This is a genomic window from Microbacterium gallinarum (genome assembly GCF_014837165.1).
GTDB lineage: Bacteria > Actinomycetota > Actinomycetes > Actinomycetales > Microbacteriaceae > Microbacterium > Microbacterium gallinarum.
This window is the reverse complement of record NZ_JACSPM010000004.1, coordinates 94,148-114,361: the sequence shown is the minus strand read 5'-3', so window position 1 is coordinate 114,361 and position 20,214 is coordinate 94,148. Positions and strand designations below refer to the sequence as shown.

At 68.4% G+C, this 20,214-nt stretch carries 15 protein-coding genes and 1 other RNA gene; 4 read left to right on the top strand and 12 right to left on the bottom strand.

The features are described from left to right. Positions 1–255: 255 nt before the first annotated feature. The 5 genes from H9622_RS12335 to nhaA form a co-directional block, all read right to left on the bottom strand. Positions 256–5,910, bottom strand: a complete 5,655-nt coding sequence (locus H9622_RS12335; RefSeq protein ID WP_191766716.1) for a cell wall-binding repeat-containing protein — start codon at positions 5,908–5,910, stop codon at positions 256–258. 352 nt (positions 5,911–6,262) lie between these two features. Further along, positions 6,263–8,422 carry an MMPL family transporter gene (locus H9622_RS12330; RefSeq protein ID WP_318247109.1) on the bottom strand — a complete coding sequence of 720 codons (2,160 nt, stop codon included), beginning with the start codon at positions 8,420–8,422 and terminating at the stop codon, positions 6,263–6,265. Positions 8,423–8,601: 179 nt separating this feature from the next. Continuing rightward, on the bottom strand, positions 8,602–8,970 hold the full coding sequence (locus tag H9622_RS12325) for a UBP-type zinc finger domain-containing protein (protein ID WP_191766714.1): 369 nt from the start codon (positions 8,968–8,970) through the stop codon (positions 8,602–8,604). An 11-nt stretch (positions 8,971–8,981) separates the two neighbouring features. Next, the gene (locus H9622_RS12320; RefSeq protein WP_191766713.1) at positions 8,982–10,610 is read right to left on the bottom strand and encodes an FAD-dependent oxidoreductase; all 1,629 of its coding nucleotides are present in this window, start codon (positions 10,608–10,610) and stop codon (positions 8,982–8,984) included. Positions 10,611–10,612: 2 nt separating this feature from the next. Next, positions 10,613–12,508 carry a Na+/H+ antiporter NhaA gene (gene nhaA, locus H9622_RS12315; RefSeq protein WP_191766712.1) on the bottom strand — a complete coding sequence of 632 codons (1,896 nt, stop codon included), beginning with the start codon at positions 12,506–12,508 and terminating at the stop codon, positions 10,613–10,615. Positions 12,509–12,674: 166 nt separating this feature from the next. Here nhaA and H9622_RS12310 point away from each other — a divergent pair, with 166 nt between their 5' ends. From H9622_RS12310 to H9622_RS12300, 3 genes are all read left to right on the top strand, one after another. Continuing rightward, positions 12,675–13,181: a DUF2231 domain-containing protein gene (locus H9622_RS12310; protein ID WP_191766711.1), complete on the top strand. Its 507-nt coding sequence runs from the start codon at positions 12,675–12,677 to the stop codon at positions 13,179–13,181. A 215-nt stretch (positions 13,182–13,396) separates the two neighbouring features. Next, positions 13,397–14,719, top strand: a complete 1,323-nt coding sequence (locus tag H9622_RS12305) for a flavin monoamine oxidase family protein (RefSeq protein WP_191766710.1) — start codon at positions 13,397–13,399, stop codon at positions 14,717–14,719. 10 nt (positions 14,720–14,729) lie between these two features. After that, the gene (locus H9622_RS12300; RefSeq protein ID WP_191766709.1) at positions 14,730–15,167 is read left to right on the top strand and encodes a VOC family protein; all 438 of its coding nucleotides are present in this window, start codon (positions 14,730–14,732) and stop codon (positions 15,165–15,167) included. A 140-nt stretch (positions 15,168–15,307) separates the two neighbouring features. On the opposite strand, the gene H9622_RS12295 is transcribed toward H9622_RS12300, so the two are convergent. The 6 genes from H9622_RS12295 to H9622_RS12270 all read right to left on the bottom strand — a co-directional run bounded on the left by H9622_RS12295 (position 15,308) and on the right by H9622_RS12270 (position 18,867). Continuing rightward, on the bottom strand, positions 15,308–15,997 hold the full coding sequence (locus H9622_RS12295; protein WP_191766708.1) for an ArsR/SmtB family transcription factor: 690 nt from the start codon (positions 15,995–15,997) through the stop codon (positions 15,308–15,310). After that, the gene (locus H9622_RS12290) at positions 15,994–16,353 is read right to left on the bottom strand and encodes an amino acid-binding protein (RefSeq protein WP_191766707.1); all 360 of its coding nucleotides are present in this window, start codon (positions 16,351–16,353) and stop codon (positions 15,994–15,996) included. The genes H9622_RS12295 and H9622_RS12290 overlap by 4 nt, the downstream gene beginning before the upstream one ends. Next, on the bottom strand, positions 16,350–16,802 hold the full coding sequence (locus H9622_RS12285) for an OsmC family protein (RefSeq protein WP_191766706.1): 453 nt from the start codon (positions 16,800–16,802) through the stop codon (positions 16,350–16,352). The genes H9622_RS12290 and H9622_RS12285 overlap by 4 nt, the downstream gene beginning before the upstream one ends. Positions 16,803–16,928: 126 nt before the next feature. Further along, positions 16,929–17,297, bottom strand: a transfer-messenger RNA (tmRNA) gene (gene ssrA / locus H9622_RS12280). A 95-nt stretch (positions 17,298–17,392) separates the two neighbouring features. Beyond that, positions 17,393–18,031, bottom strand: coding sequence for a class F sortase (locus H9622_RS12275; RefSeq protein WP_191766705.1), 639 nt, complete (start codon positions 18,029–18,031; stop codon positions 17,393–17,395). Between the two features lie 11 nt (positions 18,032–18,042). Then, positions 18,043–18,867: a DUF4397 domain-containing protein gene (locus H9622_RS12270; protein ID WP_191766704.1), complete on the bottom strand. Its 825-nt coding sequence runs from the start codon at positions 18,865–18,867 to the stop codon at positions 18,043–18,045. 123 nt (positions 18,868–18,990) lie between these two features. On the opposite strand from H9622_RS12270, the gene H9622_RS12265 reads away from it, so the two are divergent. Further along, positions 18,991–19,668, top strand: a complete 678-nt coding sequence (locus H9622_RS12265; RefSeq protein WP_191766703.1) for an SIMPL domain-containing protein — start codon at positions 18,991–18,993, stop codon at positions 19,666–19,668. Positions 19,669–19,701: 33 nt separating this feature from the next. Here H9622_RS12265 and smpB read toward each other — a convergent pair whose 3' ends face one another. Further along, positions 19,702–20,178, bottom strand: a complete 477-nt coding sequence (gene smpB, locus H9622_RS12260; RefSeq protein ID WP_191766702.1) for an SsrA-binding protein SmpB — start codon at positions 20,176–20,178, stop codon at positions 19,702–19,704. Positions 20,179–20,214: the final 36 nt, after the last annotated feature.

Genomic DNA, 20,214 nt, shown 5'->3' with positions numbered 1-20,214 from the left:
GTTGGGCCCTCTGGGAGAGGTACGTATGTCGGACCTCCGGACGCCACCGTGGGGGTGGCGGTTGGTCCGGTGCCTGGGGGTAGCAGATCAGCGGTTTCGCCAATCGCCGCTGATCAGGCCCTGGCCTGTCGGTGACAGCTCGATGTATCAGGACATCGGCTGCGGTCATGAGTCGGGTAATCGGGTGAAGAGAGTTTCGGGATGTGCCCGTTGCCTCCGGGTCCCGAGGGAACCCGGAGGCAACGGACGGTCTTGCTACTCGACCACCGCGAACGTGCTGTTCGCGCTGACGGTCTGCTGCGCCTCCGATCCATCCTGGTAGGTGATCGTCACCCGGATCCAGCGACCGATGTCGTCGGCAGTCGGAGCGTAGATCGCCCCGGTCTGGGCCGGGTTGTACGCCACCCAGTCCGCCTCGGTAGCGACGGCCGGATCGACTCCCGAGGAGGACCACACGTAGGTGAGAGCGCCCTCGTCGAACAGCCCGTCGGGGTCCGTCGGGATCCCCGCGGCGATCGGATCTCCGACCGAGGGGGCAGCGACCGTGAAGGTCAATGCACCCGGGAACTGGACATCCTGCACCTGAGCTGTCGACACGGCCCGCTCCGCGGTGCGGAACTCACCGTTCGCGGCGAGGTAGCTCACCGTGACCCTCAGGAACTGGCCGACCGCCTCCTGCGTCGGGGTGTACGTCGGAGACACCTGGTTCAGTGCCAGCACCTCCCACTCGCCGACGGTGTCCGCCGTGTCGCCCTCGCCGGCCCACCACGTGAAGCGGAGGTTGGTGGCACCCGGCTCGTTGAACGGGACGGTGCGTGCCGCGTCGTTCCAGAGCATGGCCGTCACCGGCTGGCCCTCGATCGGCTCGGTCGGAGACATCGTCGCGAAGGCCGTCTGGGCACACGAGACCAGCTGACCGTCGACGATGTTGGCGCAGCCGTCTGCGAACTGCAGACGCTCGAACCCGCGGATCACGTCGACTCCGTCGCTCTCCTCGGCTTCCTGCACCGCCGTGTGCTCCACTCGCCAGTACCCCGAGCCTGCGAAGCCCAGCTCACTCACCGTGTAGGCATCGAACACGTCGTTGTACTGTGCGATGTCGATCGCGTCCGAGTCGTCGTAGACGATGTCGCGAGCGATGTCGATCGCGCCCGGGTTGATGGCACCGGAGAACACGGCTTCCTGCAACTCCGCCGCACTGTCGTAGTACGTGTAGTTGCCCGGGGTACCCGTCCGGAGGCGCACGCGGAGCATCGCGTCGCCGTCGAGGTAGTCGTTGCCACCGCGTCCTTCGATCGTGTCGGCACCGGGGCCGCCGATCATCACCTTGTGGACACCGTCCGCGTCGATCTCAGGAGCGTCGCGCATGATCGGGAGCGTGAAGTCCCCGATTGCCACGCCGTTCACGACCGGCTTGAGCATGGCCTCGAATCCCTCGACCAGGTCGAGCGTGGCCTGCGTTGCCTTGTTGAGCGGAGCCTCAGCCACCGTGGTGAGGTCATCCGGCTCAACGAGCGGACCGCGCAGGACGTCGTTGCCGGCTCCACCCGACAGCGCCTCGAGCAGGTCGTAGCGAGACCGCAGCTGCTCCTGCGTCTCGTAGATCCGGTTGAAGGCCCAGTCCGACTCGACACCCTGCGTCTGACCGTAGTAGGTCAGCCAGTCGAACCCGAGGTTGCCCAGGTGACGGTCGGTGCCGAAGCGCTCACCGATGAGGATGTCGTCGCCACCCTCGCCTTCGATGTCGTCGTCTCCGAGGCGTCCTGCGACCACGTCGTTGCCACCCAGAGTGTCATTCTGGGCCTGATCGGCGTTGTCGCCCTGCAGCAGGTCGGCGTGGCTGGATCCTTCGACCCAGTCGTCGTGCTCACCGCCGAACACCGTGGTGCGACCGGAGGTGCCGAGCACGATGTCATCACCCAGGCCGGCGAAGATGCTCGTGGCGTCTCCACCACCGTTCATGATGAAGTCGTCGCCGCTGCCGCCGATCGCGAGGTCGACACCGGGTCCGGTGTGCATCGCGTCGTTACCCTGCTTTCCCTTGAGGTTGTCATCACCGAACGAGTCCGTGATGATGTCGTCGCCCTTGCCGCCGACGAGCGCGTCGTTGCCCGACCCGCCCTCGATGCGGTCGTTGCCGTCGTAACCCCAGATCGCGTCGTCGCCCTCGTCACCCCGGAGGTTGTCGTTCGCCGGGGTGCCGTGCATTGCGATGTGCTCGTCACCCTGCCAGCGCCACTGCCCGTTGACCAGGCTGAGACCCGGCTCGCGCTGGCCCACCGGGAGAGCAGCCTGCTCAGCGATGTCGATCACGGGATCCTGCAGTGCGAAGATGTCCGCCGGCAGGTGGGACGCATCCGTGTTGCGCTGGATGAGATCCGAGAACGTGTTGCCCTCGAGTGCAGCGAACAGCTGCTCACCCTGGTTGCGGAACAGGTAGTAGAACCGGTCACCGAACTGGAGCTTCTCGAGCTGCGTCTCGAACACGAAGTTGAACGTCGAGCCGAGCATGCCGCCGAACGGATCGAGCCGTTCTGCGAGTCCGCCCATCCAGAAGTCCACCGTGTCGAGACCCGTCTCGGTGTTCGCCCACGTGCCCGTGCTGAACATGAAGTCCAGACGGTCTTCAGGCGCGGACAGAGGCGCCGGCGCGAACGCCTGGAGCGCTTCCTCCACTGCGAGGCTCACGACACCCTTGCCACCCAGGATGAAGATCCGCCCGGGGCTGAGCGCGGCGATCTTCTGGCGAAGCGCCGGCGTGAGACCGGTCGGCGGGACGAGCAGAAGCGGAGCACCGTTGATCCCGGCCGCCGGAGTCGCCGTCAGCGCGTCGGGGAAGTTCGCCCCGGTCGCGAGGTACAGCGTGTCCGAGCCGTTCGGGAAGAAGTGGTTCACGATCTGCAGTGCCGTCTCGTACCGGTTCGCACCGCCGAGGCGGACCACCTGCCCGTCGGTGTAGGTGCGCAGCTGCGCTGCCACCTGCGCCGACACAGCCCCGGTACCACCCAGCACCACGATCTCGGTCGGGTCGAGCGCTGCGAGAGCAGTGCGCGTCACCGCCGGGATGGAGTTGGGCTGAACCAGGAGCATCGCTGCACTCTGGTCGGCTGCGACGGCAGCACCGGCGAGTGCGTCGGGGAAGTTCATGCCGTTGGCGATGAACACCCGGCGCCCGGGCTCGAGCTGCTGCGAGATCTTCGCTGCGGTCTCGAACCGGTTCACGCCGGCGATGCGCGAGGTCGGCGCGATCTCGTTGTAGGACGCGAACGCACGCGGACCGACGACGCTCGTCCCACCGAGGATCACGATCCGCTCCGGCTGGAGGTTCGAGAGCGCGATTCTCGTGGCCAGCGGGATCTCACCCGTGTCGTTGGGCGCCGCCAGCAGGATCGGGCCTCCCGTCTCCGCCGCGAGCGGGCCGCCCGCCAGCGCGTCGGGGAAGTTGTTCCCGCGCGAGATGTACGCCACCGGGACCGGTGCCTGGAAGTGCCGTTCCGCGATCGACATGGCCGTCTCGAAGCGATCCGAGCCGGCGAGGCGAACCACGAACTCCTCACCCAACGGTGCACCGTTGACGAGCAGTGCCGCCGCGTTGCGCTTCTCTTCGATCGTGTCGGCGTCGAGGATCGTCTCGTGCGTGCCGTAGGCCGCCACGAAGTTCACCAGCGAGGCGCGCTCGCCCGCCCGACCGAAGTTGTTGCCGTTCTTGATGTTCCGGCCGAAGTCGTCCCAGTTGGCGTAGGGGGCCAGACTCGGCTCCTTCGTTGCCGCGAAGAACGAGCGACGCGCTTCCTGCAGCGGCGGGACGCCGACATCGCGGCCGCGCAGCAGGTTGAACGTCGGCAGGTCGAGCGGGAGTCCCAGCAGGTTGTTGCGAAGGACGTCCACCACGTGCTCGTCGATCTGGCTGCCCACCCGCGACGTCATGCCGTTGATGAGCGATCCGGCCGCCTCTTCGGGGCTCAGCTGGCCGCCCATGTCGAACAGGTCAGGCGCGAGGAATCCGTCCAGCAGCGACACATCGCCGGCGCCGTTCGGCGCGATCAGGTTGTTCTCGGTGTTCTGCACCGGCTCGCGGCCGATCTCCTCGGTCATCATCGAGTGACCGAAGCGGTAGACCACGTGCGCGAACTCGGCGGTGATCGACGCATCGATCTTCGGGTCGTAGCTGTTCTCGTTGAACACCACCGCGTCGATCGTCGGAACGACCTTGCGTGCGAACTCCTCGAACACGAGGTGCTGGTACTGCATCTCGGTTGCGAACTTCGCCGCCTGGAAGAGCCGCTCCTGGTACGACCAGTCGTCCGCGGTGCCGGCGACCGGCTGCACGTTGTCCGGGTTGGGGTTCGGCACGTACCCGGGAAGGTCGTCGATGTCCACGTCCGACTTGTAGGAGTGGGTCTCACCACGGAAGGCCTTGGCGAACTCGGCGAGGCCGCCGCGCTCCTCGGAATCCTGCGCCACCAGGTACTCGGTACCCTGGGCGCCGGCGAGCAGGCGCTCGATCTGGCCGACCATGCGGTTGTGCTCGGCGTGGAACACCGAGTGCACTGCCGTCAGACCGATGTTCTCGTTCACTCGACCATCGCCCGCGATGTAGTGCTCGTCGAGCGTCGCATTGTCGTAGCCGGAGAGTGCGAGCTCGCCGTCCGGGTCAGGCAGCGGGCTGCCGTCCTCGTCGAAGCGCGGAAGCAGTTCGCCGCCCTCGGTCACGACCGGAGTCGCGCCGTGTGCGATGTCGTCGAGGAAGGCGTGACCGGTGCCGAGCACGTTGTCGGGCACGGGCGTTCCGCCCTCGGCTCCGCCGGCGACGAAGCCGCCGCCCTCGACGATGAACTGCGGGTAGCCGTTCACACCGGGGATGAAGTTGCCGTACGGGTCGACGAGCACCTGCGGAACGTCGAGCAGGTCGGCGTCCGTCAGCCTCAGCCCGAGGATGTTCGTGGCCTGCGCCTTGACATCACGCCACTTCGCCATTCCGCCGTTCTCGCCCTCGATCAGCCGACCGGTTGCCTGCGGGCGGCCGTCTGGGCCTTCGATGTACTCACGCAGGAACACCTGGTGTGCCGGGTGCGACGAGTAGGTCTGGTTCTGGTCGATGAACGGCGACGTGAGGTTCTGGTGCTCCGTGCCGTTGGCGACGCGCGTCGCGCGCGAGAGCGTGATGTAGTTCGCGTCAGGGTTGCAGTCGACGAGCTCCTCGGGGTCGTTGACGTTCGGACGCTGCCCACTCGTCGGGCAGTAGAGGGGGTCGTCGGCCTTCAGCGGAACGACCATGCTGCCGTTGCCCGCCTTGCCGACCAGGTCGAGACCGTGGTCGAAGAACTGGCCGAAGAAGCCCATGAAGGTGTTGAACGGCGCTGACAGCTCTTCATCGGGGGCGGTGTTCGGGATGTTCACCCGGTTCGTTCCCGGCACCTGGATGCCGGTACCCGCCTCCCACTGGTTCGCCACCGCCGGGTTGTTCATCGTCTGGTCGACGATGAGGTTGCTGATCTCACGCGGGTGGCTGTCGTACACGATGCCCTGCGTCTGCTCATAGCAGGTCAGACCCGGGTCGCAGATTTCGGTCTGCTCCGGAGTGTTCGGCGTGAACTCGAGGGTGGCGACCTCGGGCTCGGCCTGTCGCCACTCGGGCTCGAGCAGACGCGGGAACGGGTGGTCGGTTGCGCCGAAGTGCGTATCGATCAGGTTGTTGTAGCTGCCGTCGACCGTGCGGACGCCGGCGGGGCGCTTCACGTGGTTGACGCAGTTCTGCGCGACGCGCGGCTGGTCGGGGCAGTACAGCGTGTAGTTCGACGGGTTCGTCTGGTCGGCGGCGTGCGCTTCCGAGATCTGGATCTGACGCAGGATGAACTCCAGGTCGTTCTGCGTGAGAACGAACGAGGGATCCTCGTCAGTCGCCGCCACCGCTGGTGTCGGTGGTGGCGCGAGTATCAGTGTCGCCACCATGGCGACGGCGGCGATCAGCGCAACGACGATGGCGCGCGCTGATCGCCCTTCCCCAGTTGATCCGACGATTGAACGTGCGTGAGCGTTCATGCCCCAGCCTCCATGCGGACGTGCGCCCGCATCCCCAGTCCATGACGGTGACGTTCCCCATTTGATCGCCCCGCCGCAACCGCCTGGCAAGCGGTTACAGCGCTTGTCTACTCCTGCCGTCCAGGGATCGTCAAGTTAAGATTCAGTCAATTTCCAGGCGGCTTCATGCCGACTGCGCAAAGAGGACCCCCGATGCGCTCGGGGGTCCTCTCAGTCGGAGTCAGGCGGAGACGCGCTCACGCGGCCGGACGGCCTCGGGGGACGGCGCTGGCGACTCCGACCGCGAAAGGGCGCTCGGCCACCACGTGCGTCGTCCGAGGTCGTACGCGAGTGCAGGGACGAGCAGAGTGCGCACGACGAAGGTGTCGAGCAGCACCCCGAACGCGACGATGAAGGCGATCTGCGCCATGAACAGCAGCGGCAGGACACCCAGAGCGGCGAAGGTCGCAGCCAGGACGATGCCCGCCGATGTGATCACGCCGCCGGTGAACACCAGGCTTCGCAGCACGCCTTCGCGCGCGCCGTGGATGACGGACTCCTCCCTCGCACGTGTCATCAAGAAGATGTTGTAGTCCACGCCCAGCGCGATGAGGAAGACGAACGCGAACAGAGGCACCGTCGGGTCGGCACCGCCGAATCCGAACACGACGTTGAAGACGATCGCCGACACCCCCAGCGCGGCCGCGTACGACAACGCGACGCTGCCGACGACGAGAAGCGGTGCCACCACGGAGCGCAGCAGGAGCACCAGCAACCCGAGAATGCACAGCAGCACGAGGGGGACGATCAGTGAGCGGTCGACGATGGCCGCGGCATTCGCATCGACGTCGATCGCCGTCTGCCCACCGACGAGGATGTCGTCGCCCACGTCATCGAGCGCGCTGCGCAGTTCTCGCACGGTCTTCTCGGCTGCGAGCGTGTCAGCCGCATCGTCGAGCGTCACCTCGAGGAGCACCTGATCATCGATCACGAGCGGAGCCGGCGGGATGCCCACCCCGGGTGCGAACGTCTGCACCCCGGCCGCTGTGATCGGCGCCGGCCCGGCCAGCGTGGTGATCCGGGCGGAGTCCACCCCCGGCACCGCGAGGATCGCTTCGGTGGTCGCGAGCATCCGTTCGGTGTCCACGAGGACGATGGCCGGCGTGCCCGCCCCTGCGGGATAGTGCTCGGCGAGAACATGGAGTCCCTCCCGGGCCTGCGACTCGCCCATCACGTACTCGCTCGACGGTGAGCCGTCGGCTTTCAGCTGCGTCAGCCCCAGCGCCATCACTACAAGGGCCAGCGTGGTGACGATCCACACCGTCCGATGCCGCTTCGCGACCAGGCGTGCGAGTCGCGCCCAGAGGCCATCGCCGGTGAGCACGTCGGCTCGGGTGACATCGGCACCTGAGAACGCGGCCACCTTCCGCGGCCAGAACGCCGCGCGTCCGGCCCAGAGCAGCAGCGCCGGCAGAAGGGTGAAGGAGGCGAGCAGCGCGAAGACGATCCCGATGGAAGCGATGGGACCGAGGGTTCGGTTCGAATCGAGTTGGCTCACGAGCAGCACCATCAGAGCGACGATGACCGTGAGACCCGAGGCGAGGATGGGCTGCCATGAGCGCTTGAGCGCCGCCCAGGTGGCCTCCCACTTCGACTCGCGTCGCCTGAGCTCCTCGACGTACCGGGAGATGTACAGCAGCGCGTAGTTCGTCGTCGCGCCCACGACGAGGATCAGCAGGATGCCCTGGGTCTGCCCGGCGAGCAGTATCGCGCCCGATCGCGCAAGCCCGGAGACGATGATCACCGACCCGCACAGCGCGGCGAGGCTCGTCGCGAGCACGAGCACCGGCAGGAGCGGCGATCGGTAGACGACGACGAGGATCAAGAAGACCGCTCCGAGCGCGACCAGCAGCAGCATCCCGTCGATACCCGAGAAGGCGTCGATGATGTCGGCGGCGAATCCGGCGGGGCCGGTGACGTAGACGCCGGAGGCCTGCGACACGGCGCCGCCCAGTTCAGCGCGCAGCGCGGCCACCGACTCGTCGAGCTCCCCTGCGGAGTCGAGTGGGATCACCATCTCGGCGGCAACCCGGTCTTCGGCGACGATCAGTGGCGTCGCGTTGAAGGTGAAGACGCCCTCGATGGGGTCGATGCGCCGGACGGCGCGTTCGATGAGCGCCGGGTCACGCTCGCCGAGCGGCTCGTCGAACGTGAACACCGCGACCGCGTAGATGAAACCCTGCTGCCGGAACTTGTCCTGCACCTCGTTGACCTGCGTCGACTCGGAGGAGCTCGGCAGGAACTGCACCCGATCGTTCGTGCCCAGGTCGTTGAGCTGGCTGAACATGCGCCCGCCCACAAGGAGGATGAGAAGCCACGCCGCGATGACCACGGCGGTCACCGCCACCCGCTTCTTCCGAGACCAATGACGTACCCGCGTGGAATCCCCAACCATGGCTGTCAACATAAGCCATCAGAGGCGGCTCCGCTCAGGTAATTCTTTCGAGAGGCTCAACGTTTCCTCAGGTGACCGTCGAGCGTTCCCGCAGATGGGGAGAGCGCATCCCCCGGCGCAGCGTGTCAGCGCCCGGCGGCGCGCAGCGCATCCCGCCAGTCCCGCGGCACCCGCCCGTCGGGTCCCGGCGACGGCTGCGTGTCGGGCCGGCTCCGGGGCGGCGCCAGTTCCGGGCCGTCGGCCCACCCCGCCGCTTCGTAGTCCCACCACCAGTCCTCGCCGGGCTCGAAGCTCTGCACGAGCCGGTGGCCCGTCTCCCGGGCATGCGCCGAGGCGTGCTGGCCGAGCGACGAGTCGCAGCATCCGACATGTCCGCACGCAGCACAGCGCCGCAGGTGGAACCACCAGCTCCCCGCTTCTTCGCACTCCGCGCATCCCGTGCCGCTCGGCGCGGCGGTCACATCGACGTTGTCCGACACGGGCTCTCCTGTCATCGAGGGGCGGATCAGAAGGCGAGCGCGCGATGCACGGATGCCACGGCGCTCGACCCCTCGCCGACGGCAGCGGCCACGCGCTTCATCGATCCGCGCCGCACGTCGCCGGCGGCGAACACCCGCGGAACGGCCGTCTCGAACGGCAGCGGCTCGCGCCCGAGAAGCTGCCATTGGGCGAGGGACTGCGCAGCGATGTCGGTGCCGGTGCGCAGAAACCCGTCGGCGTCGCGGTCGAGCGTCGGCAGCCAGGACGTCGCGGGGTCTGCGCCGATGAAGCAGAACAGCCCGCGCGCGTCGACATCGCCCACGCTGTCGATGTGCACGCGCTCGAGACCGGCTCCCCCGTCCAGTCCGACGACGTTCGCCCCGGTGTGCACCTGCACGCGCGGCTCCTCCGTCAACCGGTCCACGAGATACGACGACATGCGGGTGCCGAGTTCGGGGCCGCGCACGACCAGGTGGACGGGGCATCCATTCGCTGCCAGATAGAGGGATGCCTGTCCGGCCGAATTCGCGCCGCCGACGACCACGACCGGCGAGTCCATCACCTGACGCAGCTCGAGCTGCGTCGCCGCGTAATAGATGCCGGAGCGTTCGAAGTCGGTCCAGCGCTCGAGGTTCAGCCGTCGATACGCCGCTCCCGAGGTCACGATGGCACTGCGGGCTCGGATCACACGGCCGTCGGCGAGAGTCACGTCGAGCTGGCGATCCTCGACAGGGTCGAGCTTCACAGCCTCGCAGGGGGCGTATACGCGCACACCGAACTTCAGCGCCTGCAGGCTCGCCTGGCCGATGAGGTCGCCGCCGCTCACGCCGAAAGGAAAGCCGAGGAAGTTCTCGATGCGCGACGTCGAGGCCGCCTGGCCGCCGGGCGCCACGGCGTCGAGCAACACGGTGCTGAGTCCCTCCGACGCGCCGTAGATCGCGGCGGCCAGGCCCGCCGGGCCGCCGCCGATCACGACGAGGTCGACGACCTCATCACTGGCGGCCTGGTAGCTCAGCCCGAGTCGCTCGGCGACCATCCCCGGCGTCGCCCGTGGAATCGGCTCGCCCTGGATGTACGCGATCGGGAGGTCGTCCTCGGTCACCCCGAGGTTCTCGTGCACACCGAATTCGCCGGGCGCGAGAGCGACGCTCTTGTGCACGAGATCGAGACGCTCGGCGAAACGCTGCAGGGCGAGGAAGTCGCTCGAGGTGCTCTGGCCGACGAACTTCAACGTCAGCGAGGCGGGGCCGCGACGCAGGGACTCCCGGCGCGCCCACAGTTCATGCAGGACGAGGTCGCACAGCTCGTCGTCCTCGGCCATGAGCCGCCGCAGCTCGGGTCGCGGCACTCGCAGCACGCGGGCCGGAGTCGTCGCCCGCGCGGACAGGAACGCACCCTGCCCGTTGAGCAGGCCGAGTTCGCCGACGAACGTGCGCGGCCCCAGGTGCGCGATCACCGCCTCTTCTATCCAGAACAGCGAGTCGCGCACGACCTCGATCTGGCCCTCGTCCACGAGGATCAGGTCGTACTCGCGATCACCGGAGCGGAAGACGTAATCTCCCGACTGCACCTGCTCGGGCACGCCGAACCGGCGCAGACGCTCCCACTGTGCGTCCGTCAAGATGGGGCTGAGCACCGGATCCACATCTGCCATCGTCACCCTCCGGGGTGCTGCGGTTCGGGGGTCGCCTCCGGCGGGCCTTCGGACAGGGCGCGGATGAGCGACTGCGCGTCGTACGGACCGGTGTGACGACGGCCGTTCACGAAGAGCGTCGGCACGGACGTGATGCCCATGGCCTCGGCATCCAGCATGTCGTCCTGCACTCGACCGGTCACTTCCGGTGCTGTGAGATCCCGCTCGAACCTGTCGACGTCGAGGCCCAGGTCGCGGGCGAGGCGCACGATGTCGGACGGCCGCTGATGCTCCTGATCGGTGAACAGCCCGCGCTCGAACTCGAAGAACCTGCCCTGCAGCGAGGCCGCCTCCGAGGCCTCGGCCCCGGCGAGCGCATTCGGGTGGTACTGCGTGAGCGGCGCATGTCGCCACACGTAGCGCAGGCGGTCGCCGAGCTCCTCGTACACCTCGTGGATCGACCCCGACGCCTTGAGACAGAACCCGCACTGGAAATCGCCGTACTCGACGATCGTGAACGGGGCATCGGGCGAGCCGAAGATGTGGTCGCGCTTCGGGTCCACCGGGCGCAGCAGCGTCTGGCCGGGGTCGACGTCGGTGTGCATCGCGTCGGAGATGCGGAAGATGATCGTCGCGAGGATGAATGCGATGACGGATGCCGCGAGCACGCCGACCCTCGCCTCGTTCTGCGCGAGCGGGTCGTCGATGGCCAGGTCGACGATGAAGAGCGAGATGGTGAAGCCGATGCCGCACAGCGCCGCGCCCCCGGCGATCCGGTCGAGAGTCAGGCCGGGGCCGAACTCACCCATGCCGGTGATCTTCATGAGCGCGGCGGAGCCGAACACCCCGATGAGCTTGCCCGCGACGAGGCCTGCCACGATGCCCCAGGTGAGCGAGGACACCACGGCGCCCTGGAGCACTTCGGGGCTGAGCACCACGCCCGCATTGGCCAGTGCAAACAGCGGCAGGATGACGTAGGCGACATAGGGCGCGTACGCGGACTGCAGGCGCTCGTTGATCGAGATGGACTCGCGCAGGCTGTTGGCCGCCGCGCGCGCGTATTCGCTGTTCGGCGACTGCCGGAAGGTCCGGGCCAGCTCGAGCGCGTGCTCCACGTCGCGACGGTCGGGACGGTAGACGGGCACGAGCAGCGCGATCGCGACGCCGGCCAACGTCGGATGCACGCCCGATGCCAGGAAGGCGAGCCACACGATGATCGACAGCGTCGCGTAGACCGGCCCCCGACCGCTGGGCAGGTAGCGCGTGAAGTACACGCCCACCAGGCCGACTGCGGCGACCGCGAGCGGCAGCGGTGTGAAGTTCGCCGTGTAGACGATCGCGATGATCGACAGCGCCCCGATATCGTCGACCACCGCGAGGGCGAGGAGGAAGACGCGCAACCTCCCGGGCACCCGCGGGCCGATGAGCGCGAGCGCGCCGACGAGGAACGCCGTGTCGGTCGAGATCACGATTCCCCACGCGTTCTTGTACCCCGATCCCATCGCGACCAGCACGAACAGCAGCGCGGGCAGCGCCAGTCCCGCCACAGCGGCGATCACCGGCACCAGGGCGCGTGACCAGCTCGTCAGCTCGCCGATGGCGAACTCCCGCCGCACCTCGAGACCGACGGTGAAGAAGAAGATCGCCATGAGCGCGTCGTTCACGATCGCGTGCAATGTGAAGTCGAGCTGCAGATCGCCGACGCCGATCGTCAGATGGGTCTCCCAGAACGCCTCGTACGAGGCCGTGGCGAAGTTCGCCCACAGGATCGCGACCACCGTGGCGAGCAGGAGGAGCAGAGCCCCGATGCGGTTCTGGCCCATGCCGCGGATCTTGTCCGCGATCGAACGGCGCGTGCGCGAACGCTCCGCGACCTGTTCGGGATCGGGCGACTGCTGGATGATCGTCAGATTCGTCATCGGACGTGATTCTTGCACGTCTCCACGGGCGGGAGGGCCGGAATCCGGATGCCACAGCACCACCGGCTACGCAAGCCCCGAGCGCAACGCGGCCGTTCGGTATTCACTGTGGGCAGGAAGACCGCGTCGCGGGCCGCACGCCCGCCCGAGAGCAGGAGAAGGCATCATGACCGACCGCACTGCACAGGAACGCGCGAAGCGCCCCCGCTCGATCGTCGCCGGCCCGTACGGGCACCCCTTCCACCCGATCCTCGTGACGATCCCGATCGGCACCTGGGTGGCGAGCATCGTGTTCGACGTCATCGGCTTCGTGGCCGAAGACCCGACGCCGTACGTCGTCGGCGCCCGCGTCCTCATCCTCATCGGCATCATCGGCGCTCTGCTCGCCGCCGTCGTCGGATTCCTCGACTACACCCAGCTGCAGCGCGGCACGCCCGCCCACCGGACAGCGACCATCCACATGGCGATCAACCTGGTCGTCACGGTGCTGTTCCTGGTGAACCTACTGATCCGGTGGTCCGCCGACGACGACGAGGTCAGCATCGTCGGCTTCATCCTCAGTCTGCTCGGGCTCGCCGCATTGGGCGCCTCGGGCTGGCTAGGCGGAAAGCTCGCCTATCACTACGGCGTCCGCGTGGCGGACGAGATGACGCAGAGCGAAGGCTTCCGCTGAGTCGCCGCCTCCGACGGTCAGGAATCGGTGCGAGCTGGACTCCCGCAGTTCCTGCGCGCACTGGCACGCCGTCGCGATCTTCGCCGCCCACCGACCGCGGGCAGGTCTTCCGCCGGTGGCCGTGTGTCCCGAACATGGGCGTCACCGGGTTCACGCGCGACGCGCGCACTCGATAGCGTCGGAGGGCGGCGCGCGCCGCGGGAAGAAGGTCACCGATGGACCAGTTCGACACGATCGTGATCGGTGCCGGGGTGTGCGGGCTGACCGCCGCGCGGCTGCTGCGGTCGGAGGGGCGGCGAGTCGTCGTGCTGGAGGCGCGCGACCGGGTCGGCGGCCGGGTCGTCTCCGATCACCGCTACGGCTCCGCCACCGATCTTGGCGCCTCGTGGATCCACGGGATCACCGACTCCCCCGTCGCCGCGGCCGCCGAAGCGTTCGGCATGCGCACGGTCGAGTTCACCGTCGGCAGCTACCAGCCCGACAGCCGGCCGATCGCGTACTACGGGCCGGATGGCCAAAGACTGTCCGACGCGGACACGCGCCGGTTCGTCGCTGACATCGAGACGGTCGACGAGACCTTGCTCGGTGTGGTCGCCGAGTCGGCTCCGGATGCCACGTACCGAGACGTGACCGAGGCTGCGCTCGCAGCTCAGGGCTGGGACGACGAGCGAACCCAGCGCGTGCGCGAGTTCCTCGAGCACCGGTCGGAGGAGCAGTACGGCGTGTGGATCGAGGATCTCGCCGCCCACGGCCTCGACGACGACGTCGTGGTGGGCGACGAGGTGGTGTTCCCCGACGGATACGACCGGCTCCCGCGCCGTCTTGCAGAGGGACTCGACATCCGGTTGACCCACGTCGTGTCCCACGTGCGGTGGAGCGCGGACGGCGTCGTGGTCTCGACCGACTTCGGCGCCTTCCGGGCGGCGAGCGTCGTGGTGACCGTGCCGGTCGGCGTGCTGCAGTCCGACGACTTCGTCATCGAGCCGCCGTTGCCCGGCTCGCACGCCGCCCCGCTCAGCCGCCTTCGCATGAACGCGTTCGAGAAGGTCGTGCTCGGCTTCCCGACGAAGTTCTGGGAGGACGACGTCTACGCCATTCGCCAGCAGGGTCCCGAGTCGCGGTGGTGGCACTCCTGGTACGACCTCAGCGCTCTCCACGATCGGCCCACGCTGCTCACGTTCGCCGCCGGCCCGGCTGCGATCGCGACGCTCGACTGGAGCGAGGACGAGATCGTCGAGTCCGTGCTCGCGCAGCTGCGCCGTCTCTACGGCGATCGCGTGCCGAAGCCCCGCGCCGTGCACGTGACCGACTGGCAGGACGACCCCTTCGCCTACGGCTCATACGCATACATGCGGGTCGGCTCGACGACATCCGACCACGACGACCTCGCCGTCCCGATCGGCGGAGTCCTGCATCTTGCCGGCGAGGCGACCTGGACCGATGACCCGGCGACGGTGCCGGCCGCCATGCTGTCGGGCCATCGCGCCGCGGAGAACGTGCTCGGACGGCCGGTCGCGATCGAGACGGCCTGGGTCTAGAGTCCCGCCTATGCCGATCAAGCTCGAGAACGTGGCGATCGCGGTGCGCGACCTGGACGCGGCGGTCGCGTTCTTCACGGATCTCGGACTCACCGTGCTGGGTCGCGACACCGTCAGCGGCGAGTGGGCCGATACCGCCGTGGGACTCGACGGCAACCACGTCAAGCTCGCGATGCTCGGAACGCCCGACGGCCACGGCCGGCTCGAACTGTTCGAGTACATCCACCCCGACGCGATCGAGACGGAGCCGACGCTCCCCCACGAGATCGGGATGCATCGCGTCGCCTTCTCGGTCGACGACATCGACGAGGCGCTGGCCATCGCGGCGCGCCACGGCTGCCAGCCGCTCCGCGGCGTCGCGACGTACGAGGACGCCTACAAGCTCACGTACGTCCGCGGCCCGAGCGGGATCCTCGTGATGCTCGCCCAGGATTTGCGGAAGAGCTGACTCCGGCCGCGTGGTGCTCGCTCGAGGCGGCGATCGACAGCAGTCCCCAGGCTCGCCGGATCGGCCAGGGTATTGAGGATGGCGGCCGGCGAACGGGCCGGCCTTCAGGGGTCAGACAACCCCGACTGTTTCAGCGCCGGTCACGGCGAAGCAAGTCCGAGGCCGGCGAAGTGGTCGCGGCCCCGAGGGGTGATCGTCAACGCGCGATCGTCGCGCCGACGGCGCAGCCATCCGGCGTGGAGCATGCCGGCGAGGATGGCGGCACCGAGCTGCCCGGCGACGTGCGGGCGCCTTTCCGTCCAGTCCAGGCACGGACGCACGAGCGGGCGGGATGAGGACGTGAGCGTGACGGGTATGCCGAGCGCGGAACCGACCGTGCCTGCCTCCGCGGCGAACGTCCATGAGCCGTCGTGGTCGACGATCCACTCCTCCGCGATCGCGCGGTCAGCGATCGCGATCCCCAGGTCGCCGGCGAGATGGTCGTAGCAGCGGCGCGCCCTGCGCAGTGCAGTGCGCCGGTCGTGGGCGGAGAGGGAGGAGACGGGATCCTCGCCGGAGAGCCGGAGGAGGCTCTCGATGGCGTCCGCCACGCTCGGATCGGCCAGTCGCGCTTCACGCGTGCGGCCCACCTTCTCGATCTCGATCAACCCCGCGGCGGCCAGTCGTGCCAGGTGCGAGCTCACGGTAGACGGGGCGACGCCGATGCGGGCCGCCAGTGCGCCCGCGGGCAGTGGTGTGCCGCCGAGCAGTTCTCGGAGTACGCGCAGCCGCATCGGTTCGGCGAGTACCCGGCCGAGCTCGTCGAGCGACGGCCGCACAGGGTCGGTCATGCCAGCGCCCTCCGTGCACCCTCGATGTCGTCAACGACGAACACCTTCCGATTGTCATGGTCACTGTACTGAGCATGGATGCGGATGCGCGCCGTTGCCAGGGCGGTCATCATCCTCCCCAGCGCCCCCGGTCGGTCAGCCGGCAGGGCAGCGAGCACGACCCCGCGACTCTCCGCCCCGAGGATGCCCGCGGTCGTCAGCGCCCGCAGCGCCGCTTCGCCGTCCTCGACGAGGTAGTGGGCGGCGTCTCCCCATACTCCACCGCCTTCGAGCCCGACGTCGGCGGACCCGAGGACTCGGCCGATGCGGGCGACGTCCGAGGCGATGTCCCGGACCGGGATGCTGATGTCGTTCACTCGGTGACCTCCACGGTGATGTCCATCTCGAGGGACGCCGTGAGCGAGTGTGCGATGAAGCATCCGGCATGCGCTTCGCGCATCAGCCGGACGACCGTCTCAGGGTCGCTCTGGCTGACCGTGACGGTCGGGCTGAGGACGATGTGCGTGATGCGCACCGGACGCGCGTCCGAGGGCATGATCGCGGTCGCGTCGTCGCGGTAGCCGACCACGTTCACGCCTGCCCGCGCAGCGACGGCGAGGAACGAGAGCAACTGGCAGGAACTGGCCGCTGCCAGGAGCAGCTGCTCCGGATTGGGAAGCGCGGCGTCCCCGAGGAATGCCCGATCGGCGCTGACAGCCAAACCGGCCCGACCGGCGGTCACCTGGTGCCGGCGACTGTAGGCGGCGTACCCGGCGCCGGTCGACCCGGACCAGTTCACTGTTGACTCGTAGACGTGAGCGTTCATGCTGCCAAGCTACGACCGGGAAACTTCGGCGGGGACCGAAGCCTCCCTGCACGGCGGACACACGAAGAAGGGCCCAGGATCCGCGCGTTCGCGCGACTCCTGGGCCCTCCTCTGTGACAGCGGCATTGGTGGAGATGGGGGGAATCGAACCCCCGTCCATCGCTGAGATACTGCGTCTTCTCCGGGCGCAGTCTGTGAAGACGTTCTGCTCGGCTCCGACCTTTGTCACAGACACCTAAGTCGACAAGCCCAGCCTGGGAAGAGTCCCACGTGACGTCCAGACGCCATCACGCAGCAAGTCCCCTAGATGACGCGAGGGTCCGTAGCGGGAACGCCTACGGTCTCACGGAGTTCAGGCTCGCTTAGGCAGCGAGGGCGAACTCATTGCGATTTGCATCGGCAATTATTGGTTTGCAGAGGTCGTTTACGAGATAACCCTGCATCCTCGGCCCGCTTCCCGCAGAGTCACAGGCGATGTCGAAACCGATCATCCCCATGAGCCTTCGTGCGAAGGGCCGCTGTCACGCTGTGGAGTTTCCAATATCCGGATGCCGAGGCATCCGAGCACATCAGTCTACAACGTCATCACATCACGGGCCATTCCGCGGGGTCGCTATGACGACGACGTTGTCGGCGTACCGGCCGGTGCGGGCGTCGAAGTCGCCGCCGCAGGTGATCAGCACCAGGTTGCGCGTGCCGTCGCGCGCGAACAGCTCGTCCACGGGAAGTTCGGTCTTCGGGTAGTACGTGACGCTCTCCACGGTGTAGCCATGCACCGCGGACGAGGCATCCGTCACTTCGATCGACGCACCCGCCGGCAGCTCGCGCAGCCTGCTGAACGGTCCGATCGGGTACTGCGGCGCGTCGACATGGGCGGAGATCACGATGTTCCCCTCGGCGCTCGACGGATCAGCGCCGTAGCGGTACCAGCCCGCGACGGCCGGGTCGACGGGCAGCTCCATGAACCCCCCGGCTTCGACCCCGACGGGAATCACCGGGACATCGGCACCGATGGTCGTGACGACCACCCGCACCGGCGGCGCGGAGCGGCGCGCCGGTGGCGGGGTGGCCGTCACGATCGGCACCTCGACGACGGGCGTCGGGAGCACGGTCGTCGTCGGTGTCGGTGCCGTCGCCGACGGGGCTGCTCCTGGGGGCGAGCTGCATCCCGCCAGCGCGACGACGACCGCGAGCAGGGCGGTCGCCAGGCCCGCGGTCGTCCTCGTCATGCTGTCCGCCCTCAGCGCTGAGCCCGCGCGCGTGCCACGGCGACGGCGGAGGTCGCGACCGCGGCGGCGATGGCGACGCCACCGAGGAGCATCAGCAGCTGCATCGTCATGTCACGCTGCGCCAGCTGGCCACCGGTGCCCGAGTTGACCCCGTCCGGCGCGGAGTGCAGACCGGTGATCGTCTGAACCGCGAGGTCGAGGTTGTCGTCCTCGAGGCTGCCCCACGCGTAGACGATGGTGAGCACGCCCTCCTGCACCTCGACGGGCGCCGGGCCGATCACCGGGTCGGTCGTGCCGGCGGCGGCGACGGACGCCTCGATGGTGCCTGCCGGGAGATCCAGGGAGGCTTCGTCCGGATTGGCGAGGCCCTCGATCACCGGCGTCCCGCCCGCGAGCACGTCGACGGCCGGTGCCGCGGCGTCGTGGCGCACCGTGAGCCGACCTTCGCCCGCGGCGGTCGGCGACGTGTCGTTGACGTACGGGGTCACCGTCGGCGCGCCGGCCTCGTCGAGGTGGGCGACAGCGGTGTAGTTGGTGTCGGCCTCCAGCGTGACGGTCACCGGTCCGAGGACCGGTTCGCTGGCGTCGGTCGCGTCCGGCGCGGTGAGGGCCACCTCGTAGTCGCCCGCGGGCAGATCGAGCGGTCCGGCGAGGTCGCCGGGCTGGAAGTCGTCGAGTGTGAGTTCGCCGTTGACGTAGACGTCCACGGGCGTGTCGGGGATGCCGTGCAGCACCGAAAGGGCGGCGTTGCCGGCGGTGGCAGCACTGGCGGGGGCGAGCAGACTGACTGCGGCGATGGCGCCGACGGCTATGCCCGCGAAGATCTTTGTTCGCATGATGGTCCTCCTTCGTCAGGGGCGATCATCCGTCGCCCCTCGACAAGTCATTCCCCGCGACGGGGCGGGTTTGGATGCACTTGAATGAAAATTCCTTCGCCGCCACGCAGTAGGCTCTGCCGCATGAGCGACGTCGTCATCACGGTCCGGGGTGAGCACGAGGCGCGCATCGCGCCCGAGCGGGCGGTGGCCCATCTCACGATCCGCGCCGAGGGTGCAGAGCGGGGCGCCGTCGTCGAGCGCATGGCCGCGTTCAGCGAGCCGGTGCGGGAGGACCTCGCTTCGCGCACCTCCGCGGGCACGGTCGTCGAGTGGACGAGCCAGCGCGTCTCGGTCTGGTCGGAGCGCCCGTGGAGCCCCGACGGGCGACGCCTGGCGCCCGTGCACTACGCCACCGTCGACTTCAGCGCGACGTTCACCGACTTCGCCGTGCTGTCGTTCTGGGCGGGCGAGGTCGTCGAGCGCGAAGGCGTGCAGCTCGGCTGGATCGAGTGGCAGCTCACCCCGGAGACGCGCGCCGCGATGGAGCGCGACGTCGCATCGGGCGCGGTCGGCGTCGCCGTCGCCCGGGCGAACGCCTACGCCGGCGCGATCGGCCTGTCGACCGTGACGCCGCTCGAGATCGCCGATCTCGGACTGCTCACGCGCAACGACTCCCCCGCCGCTCCGCGGCAGGAGCGGATGCTGATGGCCAAGGCATCCTTCGCCGCAGACGGCGCAGGTGCGGCGCCGACCGTCCAGCTGCAGCCGGAGGACATCGTCATCACGGCCGCCGTCGAGGCGCGGTTCGGCGCACGCTGACCTGCCCCGAACGGGGCGGGCGCGGCATCCGGTCTACTCGCCCAGGCGGTTGCGACTGCGCATGGCCCGCTCGGCCTCGCGCTTGTCTTCGCGCTCGCGGATGGTCTGGCGCTTCTCGTACTCGCGCTTGCCCTTCGCGACGGCGATCTCGACCTTGGCGCGGCCGTCCGAGAAGTACAGCTTCAGCGGCACCAGCGTGTAGCCGCCCGCGCTGATCGCGTGCGACAGCTTGATGATCTCGTCCTTGTGGAGGAGCAGCTTTCGCACGCGCTTCGACGCGTGGTTCGTCCAGTGCCCCTGTGAGTACTCGGGAATGTGCACCGCGTCGAGGAACGCCTCACCGTTGTTGATGAAGGCGTAGCCGTCGGAGATGTTGGCACGCCCCTGACGCAGCGACTTGACCTCGGTGCCGGTGAGCACCAGACCCGCCTCATACGTCTTCTCGATGGTGTACTCGTGGCGCGCGCGACGATTGGTCGCGACGACCGTCTCACCGCGTTCCCTGGGCATGGTGACTCCTCGATCGAAGCCGTGCGGGCGCACGGC

Excerpts from the sequence above, each read along its gene's own strand:
- H9622_RS12325 (WP_191766714.1), bottom strand. The coding sequence starts at position 8,970 with ATGACAGGAGAGCCCGTGTCGGACAACGTCGATGTGACCGCCGCGCCG.
- H9622_RS12320 (WP_191766713.1), bottom strand. The coding sequence starts at position 10,610 with ATGGCAGATGTGGATCCGGTGCTCAGCCCCATCTTGACGGACGCACAG.
- nhaA (WP_191766712.1), bottom strand. The coding sequence starts at position 12,508 with ATGACGAATCTGACGATCATCCAGCAGTCGCCCGATCCCGAACAGGTC.
- H9622_RS12310 (WP_191766711.1), top strand. The coding sequence starts at position 12,675 with ATGACCGACCGCACTGCACAGGAACGCGCGAAGCGCCCCCGCTCGATC.
- H9622_RS12305 (WP_191766710.1), top strand. The coding sequence starts at position 13,397 with ATGGACCAGTTCGACACGATCGTGATCGGTGCCGGGGTGTGCGGGCTG.
- H9622_RS12300 (WP_191766709.1), top strand. The coding sequence starts at position 14,730 with ATGCCGATCAAGCTCGAGAACGTGGCGATCGCGGTGCGCGACCTGGAC.
- H9622_RS12295 (WP_191766708.1), bottom strand. The coding sequence starts at position 15,997 with ATGACCGACCCTGTGCGGCCGTCGCTCGACGAGCTCGGCCGGGTACTC.
- H9622_RS12285 (WP_191766706.1), bottom strand. The coding sequence starts at position 16,802 with ATGAACGCTCACGTCTACGAGTCAACAGTGAACTGGTCCGGGTCGACC.
- H9622_RS12275 (WP_191766705.1), bottom strand. The coding sequence starts at position 18,031 with ATGACGAGGACGACCGCGGGCCTGGCGACCGCCCTGCTCGCGGTCGTC.
- H9622_RS12270 (WP_191766704.1), bottom strand. The coding sequence starts at position 18,867 with ATGCGAACAAAGATCTTCGCGGGCATAGCCGTCGGCGCCATCGCCGCA.
- H9622_RS12265 (WP_191766703.1), top strand. The coding sequence starts at position 18,991 with ATGAGCGACGTCGTCATCACGGTCCGGGGTGAGCACGAGGCGCGCATC.
- smpB (WP_191766702.1), bottom strand. The coding sequence starts at position 20,178 with ATGCCCAGGGAACGCGGTGAGACGGTCGTCGCGACCAATCGTCGCGCG.